We start from the raw sequence: 6,305 nt of genomic DNA, 5'->3' as shown, positions 1-6,305 counted from the left end.
AGCCGCCGAGGTGATGGCCGGGGCCGCGCTGGCCGAGTTCACCGTCAGGGTGAAGGTCTGGGTGGTGGTGCCGGTGCCGTTGGTGGCCGTGATGCCGAAGGAGGGATCCCCGGTGGCCGTGGGCGTGCCGGCCAGGGTGGCCGTGCCGTTGCCGTTGTCGACCCAGGTCAGGCCCTGCGGGAGGGCACCGGACTCGGTCATCGTCGGCGCCGGTGCCCCGGTGGCATTGACGGTGAAGTTGAAGCTGGAGCCGACCGTGGCCGTAGCGCTCGCGGCCGTCGTGATCGCGGGCGGTCCGCTCACGATCAGGACGAACGACTGGGTTGTCGTCCCGGCCGTATTCGTCGCGGTGAACGTGATCGGGTAGGTACCGCCGCTGGCCGCGGTCGGCGTGCCGGACAGGGTAGCGGTCCCGTTGCCGTTGTTGGAGAAGCTGACACCGGCAGGCAGGGTCCCGCTATGAGTCACCCTGGTGGTGTAGGTAGTGGCCGCCGCCGTGGTGACGGTGAAGGTGAACGCCTTACCTGCGGTCGCCGTGGCCGTGGCCGCGCTGGTGAAGGTCGGCACCGCCTCAGTGGTTGTCCCGGCCGCCTTGACGGTCAGGGTGATCGTCTGGCTGGTGCTGCCGCCGGCGTTGGTCGCCGTGACCGTCACGCTGTCGGTCCCGGCCGCGACCGCGGTGGTACCGGAGAGCGTCCCGGTCCCGTTGCCGTTGTCGGAGAAGCTCACCCCGCTGGGCAGGCTCCCGGCGCTGAGCGCCGCCGTCGGGTAGCCGGTGGTGCTGACCGTGAACGTGAAGGCGGTGCCTGCCGTCTCCGTCAGCGTTGTCGCGTTGCTGAAGGCCGGTGTCTCGTCCACCGTCAGCGTGAAGGCCTGGCTGGCCGTACCCGTCGAGTTCCTGGCGGTGAAGGTCAGCGGGTAAATCCCGTGTGCCGTCGCGGCCGGGGTACCGCTCAGCGTGGCCGTCCCGTTGGCGTTGGCGGTGAACGTGATGCCCGAGGGCAGGGTCCCCGCACGCGTCAGCGTTGGCGTCGGCGTACCCGTCGTGGTGACCGTGAAGCTGAACGCCTTGCCCGCGGTCGCCGTCGCCGTCGCTGCGCTGGTGATGGCCAGCCCGCTGTTCACGGTCAGGGTGAAGCTCTGCACGGTCGTCCCCGCCGAGCTACTGGCGGTGATGGTCAGCGTGTAGGTGCCCTGGCTGCCCGCTGGCGGCGTGCCAGCCAGGGTCGCTGTCCCGTTGCCGTTGTCCTTGAAGGTGACTCCGGAGGGCAGGGCCGGACTACTGGTGGCCGAGAGCGCCGCCGTCGGATTACCGGTTGTCGTCACCGAGAACGTTCCCGCGGTGCTCACGGCGAACGTCGTCGAGCCGGCGCTGGTAATGACCGGGGCCGCGGTGGCCGCGTTCACGGTCAGCGTGAAGCTCTGCGTCGCGTTCGGGCTCACCCCGTTGGCCGCGGTGATCGTGATCGGGTAGCTACCGCTGGTGCCCGACGCCGCGGTACCGGCCAGGGTGGCCGTCCCGTTGGCGTTGTCGACAAACGTGACACCGGACGGCAACGTCCCGGATTCGGTGATCGCCGCCGTCGGGTTGCCGGTGGTCGTCACCGGGAACGACCCCGCGGTGCCCACGGTGAACGTGGCCGAGGTGCCGGTGGTGATGGCCGGGGCCGTGGGGGCCGCGTTAACCGTGAGCGTGAAGCTCTGCGTGGCGTTGGGGCTAACCCCGTTGGCCGCGGTGATCGTGATCGAGTAAGTGCCGCTAGTCCCGGCCGCAGGAGTGCCGGCCAGCGTGGCCGTCCCGTTGCCGTTGTCGACAAACGTCACGCCAGTGGGCAGCGCACCCGACTCGCTGAGCGCCGCCGTCGGGCTTCCGGTGGTCGTCACCGAGAACGACCCCGCCGTGCCCACGGTGAAGGTCGCCGCGTTGGCACTGGTGATCGCCGGGGCCTGCGGGACGGTGATCGTGAGTGTCTGGCTGGCCGTGCCGGTCCCGTTGACGGCGGTTAGGGCCACGGGGTACACCCCGGCCGTGGTCGGCGTGCCGGACAGGGTAGCCGTCCCGTTGCCGTTGTCGATGAACGTGACACCTGGCGGCAGGCCGGAATCGCCGAGGCTCGGCGCCGGGTAGCCGGTGGTCGTGACGGTGAAGCTGAACGCCGATCCGAGTGTGGCCGTGGCGGTGCTGGCGCTGGTGAAGGCCGGGGCCTCGCCGACCACGACCGTATAGGTCTGAGTCGTGGTCCCCGCACTGTTGGTGGCCGTGATGGTGAAGGTGGTCGTACCGGTGGCGGTCGGCGTCCCCGACAGCAGGGCGGTGCCGTTGCCCTGGTCCACGAACGTCAGCCCGGCGGGCAAGGCGCCCGTCTCGGTGATGGCCGGTGTGGGTGAGCCGGTCGTGGTGATGGCAGCGGCCCCCGCCGCGTTCAGCGTGAAGTCGGCGGTGGACCCGCTGGTGATGACGGGAGCGGCGGCCGCGTTCACGGTGATCGTAAGCGTCAGCGTCACCGTGCTGCCCGAGGCGTTGGTCGCCGACAGCGTGACCGTGTAGGTACCCGCCGTCCCGCTGGCCGGGGTGCCGGAGACGGTAGCGGGGGTGGTGCTGGTGCCGGCGTTGAACGACAGCCCGGTGGGCAGCGTCCCCGTCTCGGTGATGGTGGGAACCGGGTACCCCGTGGTGGTCACGGTGTACGTGCCCGCCACTCCGGTGCTGAACGTCGCGGTGGACGCGCTGGTGATGGTCGGCGCCTCGGCGTTGGTCAGCGTGAACGTCTGTGTCGTGGTCCCGTTGCTGTTGGTGGCGGTGATGGTGATCGGGAAGCTGCCGCCAGTGCCGGCTGTGGACGTACCCGCAATGGTGGCGGTGCCGTTGCTGTTGTCGGTGAAGGTGATCCCGGACGGCAGCGCCCCGGTCTCGGTCAGCGCCGGCGCAGGCGCCCCGGTGGTGCCCACCGTGAAGCTGAACGCGGCACCCACGATCGAGGTGGCCGACGCGGCACTGGTGATCGCCGGCGCCACGTTCTCGGTCAGCGTCGCCGAGGAGCTCCCGGCCACGTTCAGCCAGTTCGACAGCTCCCCGCCGTAGGAGTCGAGGGTGGTGGAGGAGCCGCTGACGGTCGTGCCGGGCGGCACGGTCACCGGCACGTTGGCCGCCCCGGTGCCGGTGTTGGCGATGGTGACCACGCCGTTGGTCTCGCTGGCGGTCACCGTCGGCGATGAGGCGGCCAGGGTCGAGGCCCAGGCTGTCTGGTTGGCCAGGGTGTTGCCGATGCCGCCCATGGTGAGCTGCACGTAGGGGGTGTTGGTGTTGAAGTAGCCGTCGTATTCGGCGATCAGCGGGTTGAGCACCTCATACAGCGTCCCGTCACCGCTAGTGCCGGACGCGGCGGTGGCCGCCGGGACGTAGCCCGCCGGGGGCAGGATGCTCGAGTACGGCGGCGTGCCCATCAGGTTGGTCTGGTGCACGTAGTTGATCTCGGGGTTGTTCGACAGCATGTTCTGGAACATGCCAGAGACCACCTGGGTGATGACCTGGGGGAAGGTGTACAGCGTCGAAGAGCACGTGGTCGTCGAGGTGTCGTGGCACTGAGAGTCGGGAGCGACGGAGGTGTACAGCGTGTTGTACTCGTCGAGCTCCTGGGCGTTGGTGGCCACGTTGTAGAAGACGTTGATCGGGTGCCGGGGCGCCACCTGGGCGGTGCCGTCGACGAAGGGCTGGCCGGCGGCGTACGTCGCCCCGGTGTAGGTGGCGCCGATGCCGAACTGGCCATCGGGCGGATTGGGGTAGGCCTTGGACGCGTCGGCCCCCACCGTGGTGATCCCGGCCGCCGTCAGGGCCGCGTTGAAGTAGGGGTTCTGCTCCCACGGCTGCTCGTTGGCGTTCTCCACCACCGGCGGTGTCCACCCGGCCGGCATCGGCGTGTTCAGGTAGGTGATGCCGCCAGTGGTCGTCCCGCTGGTCGCGCCGGTGTCGTTGAAGGTGAGCTCCTGCTCCCCGGCGCAGGAGGTCGGGGCGGGGGTCGGCCCCTGGCAGACCGTCGCGGTCGAGGCCGGGCTCGAGTCACCCGAGCTGTTGTCGGGCAGCGTGGCCGAGTCCGGCGTGGCGTAGGTGCCGATCTCGGTCCAGCTGGTGTACGGAGCCGCTGACCGGTAGATGACGTAGTTCGCCGCGTGGCAGATCGACTGCCACACCAGCGACACCGACCCCGCCGACCCGGTCACCGCGACCGGGGCCAGATCACCCTGCAGGCCATCGGTCACATACGCCTGGGACTGGTCGGTCGCCGTCGAGTCCGCCCCGTTGAACTGGTCGGTCACCGCGTACTCGTACGTGCCCGCCGCCAGCGTCCCGCCGGTCGTGCTCGCGGTCGCCTCGTCCAGGTCCGGCGGGTCGACCGTCGCCGGGGTGCCCGGGGCCAGGTCGGCGAACCCGGAATGGTTGCCCGGCACGAACACCTGCGGGTTGTAGGTGCCGAGCGGGTTCGAGACGTCGATCGACCCGGCCGGGACGGTCGACTCGGGCACGCCCAGACCGCCGGTGCCAGCCGTCGTTCCCGGCGCCGCCGTCAGGTCGCTGGTGTTCTCGTTCAGCTCAGCCTCGATGTAGTCCTGCGTCGCGCAGCCGACGTCGAGGTAAGGCGTGTCGTAGGTGTGGCTGATCCAGCCGAAGTCATCCGTGTACGGCTTGCCGGTGGCCGGGTCGTTCGCCTGGAACTGCGCCAGCAGCGGGTCCGGGCCGCAGGTGCCGTAGGACTGGGGCGTGGTGCAGGTGGCGGGCTCGCCGGGCAGGCTCAGCTCGCCGTTCTGGTACTCCACCGTGCCGCCGTAGTTGAACAGCTGGTCCATCCGGAACGGCGTCGTCGGCTCGCCCGCGGGCCGCGCGCTCGGGGCGTTATCCAGGAGCGGATTGGACCAGTTCGCCGCGGTGACCACGTCTTGGGGAACCATCCGCTGCGAGTCCGCGTCGGAGTAGTCGTTGTCGTGCACCGTGGTGCTCCACGCGTTATCCGGCGTGAAGGTGTCATCGATATCCATCGCGACGTAGTTGCGGTCCATGCCCAGGTGGGCGTCCTGGGTCACCCAGTTGATCAGCCCCGGCCCCAGCAGCAGCCACTGCAGCTGGGTGGCGTTGTAGTCGAAGTTGAGCTCGAGCTCGGCCACCCCGGCCTGCGGATCGGTGCTCGGATGCTGGTACACCCCGGCCAGGGTGTCCCCGGCGGCGTTATTCAGGATCGACGTGTAGGGAGCCCCGGCGTTCACCGTAGCGGGGTAACCGTAGGTGCCGGTGTCAAACGGGACCGTGCCCGAAAGCTCCGGGAAGGCAGCCAGGCCCGCAGTGGTCAGCGTCCCGGTGGTGCCATCCAGGGCCCCGCCCGAGGCGAGGGTCTCCCCCAGGTACGGGGCGGTGTACCCGTCGACCTGGTGCACGCCGAACGTGGACTCATAGGTATCCAGCGCGGTCAGCTGACCAGCGGCGAAGGCCGCCGGGGAATCGGCGATGACGACGCCGTTGAAGTTCCCCGCGCTTCCCGTCGTCAACGCCGGCAGGGTCACCGTCTCCGCACCGTACGTACCGGTGGCGTCGACCTCGGTGTAGGGCACCCCCTCCTGGGTCAGCCCGGCCGCCCAGGCCGCCGTGGTGGGGTCGGTAGACCCGTCCCCGATCAGCAGGACCTTCAGGTCCAGCGTAGGCGCAGCGGTGGCGGCGGAGGCTGCACCGGCTGTCGCCACAAGGGTGCTCACGGTTAGCGCCGCTGCCAGGAATGCAGCCAAGCGGACCCTTGTCCTGCGCATACGACCACTCATCGATCCCCACCCAATCCTGAAAAGAGCTTTCCTCTACCTAGGCAAATCACAAGTAGTGCGATGAGCACGCAGCACAGAGCCAAAGGCGCAGCTAGCCGCATACAGGCCTACTGTCGAATATGACGCCTCACGCTGCATGCCGGATTACCGCATTCAGCCATATTTTTCGCCGAGAATATTTTGGCCCAGGAATGGTGGTATGTGCATAATGCCATCATTTTTAGGTGTTAGATAATTTGTGGGTGGTATTGGTACTGATGTGCCATTTCGGGCTATCTGCATTTTGCTGATGGCCCCGGTACATGAGGATGCGCAGGACCTGGCGCGCCCGGTGGATATACCGTGGCAGCAGGCGGACATCACCCGGGCCAGCGAAGACCTGGGCTGGAAGCCCCGCCGTGACCTGGCGACCTCGCTCATCGACCTGTGGGAGGCAAGCTCGTGAATCCGCACGCCGTCGATGGCACCGACCTGGTGATGCCGCAGCTCATCGTGCCGGCCTA

The 6,305-nt window shown here is 68.8% G+C and carries 2 protein-coding genes; one reads left to right on the top strand and one right to left on the bottom strand.

Features of this window, described 5'->3' with window-relative positions:
- On the bottom strand, positions 1 to 5,739 hold a 5,739-nt coding region (locus tag ACLP4W_RS02085), incomplete at its 3' end, for a beta strand repeat-containing protein (RefSeq protein ID WP_442383644.1).
- Between the two features lie 352 nt (positions 5,740 to 6,091).
- Here ACLP4W_RS02085 and ACLP4W_RS02080 point away from each other — a divergent pair.
- Positions 6,092 to 6,247 (top strand): hypothetical protein, encoded by a 156-nt coding sequence (locus ACLP4W_RS02080; RefSeq protein WP_442383642.1) that lies wholly within the window; start codon positions 6,092 to 6,094, stop codon positions 6,245 to 6,247.
- Positions 6,248 to 6,305: the final 58 nt, after the last annotated feature.

It is taken from the genome of Mycobacterium sp., assembly GCF_052145595.1.
In the GTDB taxonomy this organism is placed as follows: Bacteria; Actinomycetota; Actinomycetes; order Mycobacteriales; family Mycobacteriaceae; genus Mycobacterium.
Note: the sequence above shows the minus strand (reverse complement) of the source record. Positions and strands in the feature narration are given on the sequence as shown.

Excerpts from the sequence above, each read along its gene's own strand:
- ACLP4W_RS02080 (WP_442383642.1), top strand. The coding sequence starts at position 6,092 with ATGGCCCCGGTACATGAGGATGCGCAGGACCTGGCGCGCCCGGTGGAT.